Below are 2,329 nucleotides of genomic sequence, written 5' to 3'. Positions count from 1 at the left end.
TATTCGCTCACGGTGGCACCTCGCCGGACGGCAGCGACCGGACCGAAAGCGCTGCGGCACCGGTCCGCTCGCTTACTCGTCCGGCACTTGACTCCCCCCGTCCCGGACACGGCAACTGCCCGCAACGACACACTGGCGGCACCATGAGCCGAGCGGCCGGATCAACCCCTATCCCGGACGCGGCAGGCGCACAACCACGCAGCGGCGGCACCGCGAGCGCGGCAACCACAGACAACGCGCTCACTCGTCCGTCACCTGTCTTCCCCGGTCCTGCACGGGGCAGCTGCCCGCGACCGCGCAGTGGCGGCAACCGTCGTTGCGCACGGCGAGGTAGTTCGGCCCCTGGGTGGCCGCGGCGGCATCGTGGATCGTGTCACGCCACTTGCCGAGGGCCTCGGCGTCCAGTGGGGGCTGCATGCGCTGGGTCGCGCCCTCCGCCTTGCTCGGTTTGGCGACGTACACCAGCCGCGCACCGCCAGGTTCGGCCGTCACGTCGGATTCGATTGTCGCGGGCGTGGTTTCATCACCGGCGTCGAGTGCGCCGCTGGCGGCCGCGACCTGGTAGGTCGCCAGCTGGGCGTGATCGGCGGCGGCCTGCTTGGTAACCGGGGACTTGCCGGTCTTCACGTCCACGATCACGAAGCGGCCCTGCGCGTCCCGTTCCAGTCGGTCGACCCGGCCCCGAATCCGCACGGCGCGTTCGTCTTCGGTGCGCGCGGGCAGCACACAGTCCACCGGCACCTCGACTCCGGCCTGGGTGAGCTCGCCGCGGGTGTTGCGGACCCAGGCCAGGAAGGTTTCAAGCATCGCCTCGGTGCGGCGCAGCTCCTGACGGGAGTGCCAGCCGGTCCCAGGATCCACCCCCTGCCAGGCGCGATCCAGTGCCGCGCGCACCTGCTCCTCGGGCACCTTGCCCGCCAGCGCCTGCACCAGCGTGTGCACCAGATTGCCCTTGACGGCGTGTGGATTGTCGCCGTCGGTGCCGCCGTTGCGTTCCAGCGCCCAGCGCAGCGGGCAGGTGCGCAGCAGTTCGACGGTGGAGGGCGACAGCGCCACCGCGCCGTCGTCGTCGGACCACAGCGGACGACCCGAGCTGAGATCGGCGGTGCCGTACCAGTCGTCGGGATGACTGCCGCGCACGCCCGCGTCCGCCAGCCGGGCCAGCTGATGCGCGGCCCGCCGCCTGCGGTCCGGGTCGGCCTCGGGATCACAGACGACGCCGCGCAATTCGGCCACCAGGGAATGCATCACGAGGGCACGGCCGGGGTCGACCACCGGAAGCGCGCCGGGCTCGCCGTCGTCGTCGTGCCCGAGCAACTCGGCGAGAAAACGCGACGGCACCAGATCGCGTTCCCCTGAGACCGATTCCACGGCCGTCACCAGTAACGATCGCCGTGCGCGGCTGCATGCGACCAGTAGCAGCCTGCGTTCCTCGGCGAGGATCGGCGCCACACGGCTGACCCGCTCCCCGCCATCGGAGACGCCCGCGGTGAGATCGACCAGGTCCTCGGTGTGCAGCAGGGTGCCGCGCGAGCGCGGGTTGGGCCAGATTCCCTCTTGCACGGCGGCGACCGCGACCACGTCCCATTCCCGCCCGGCGGCGGCGTGCGCACTCAGCAGGGCGACCGCCTCGCCGGGCGCGGTGCGTGGCGCGGCATCGTTCGGGATCTCCTGCTGGGACAGGTAATCGACGAAGCCTTCGATGCTCGCCCGCGGCAGCCGGTCGACATAGGCGGCTGCCGCGTCGAACAGCCCGACGGCGGTGTCCAGATCGCGATCGGCCTGCATGCCGACCGCGCCGCCGCGTTCGGATTGGGCCACCCAGCGCCGCTCCAGCCGGGAACCGGTCCACAGCGCCCACAGCACGTCCTCCAAGCCCGCGCCGCGCGCCCGCGCCTTGCGCGCGCGGTTCAGCGCGTCCAGCACCCGGCGCAGCGGAGCGGCCTCGACCTCGGTGAGCCGGCCCAGGATCGCCGCGTCGCCGGTTCCGATCAGCAGGTCACGCAACACCTGCGCGGAGGGCAGATCGATGTCCGCGTCCTGATCCTGCGGCGAATCATCCTGATCCTCGAGGGTTTTCGCCCCATTCCTGGCGACGTGAAGCACCGCGCGCCGGATGCCGCGGCGCAGGCGGCGCAAGGAGATCTGATCGGCGCCGCCGAGCGGCCCGGCCAGCAAGTCGAGTGCGTCCTCCGGCTCGAACTCCGGTTCCGCTCCCCGTCCTACGGCCTCGCCCGCCAGCACCGCGCGCAGCGACAGCAGCATCCAGGCCGCGCCGCGCCTGCGGGCCAGCGGCGTGTCGAGCGCGGGCTGCTGCACCGGCACGCCC

At 72.3% G+C, this 2,329-nt stretch carries 1 protein-coding gene; it reads right to left on the bottom strand.

From position 1 onward, the window contains the following. Positions 1 to 240: 240 nt before the first annotated feature. Positions 241 to 2,329 (bottom strand): PD-(D/E)XK nuclease family protein (locus NA4_RS37930; RefSeq protein ID WP_169811219.1); only part of this gene is annotated, 2,089 nt, incomplete at its 5' end.

Origin of the sequence: Nocardia amamiensis NBRC 102102 (genome assembly GCF_001612745.1) — a bacterium.
Taxonomy (GTDB): Bacteria; Actinomycetota; Actinomycetes; order Mycobacteriales; family Mycobacteriaceae; genus Nocardia; species Nocardia amamiensis.
This window is presented reverse-complemented; position numbering and strand designations above follow the sequence as displayed.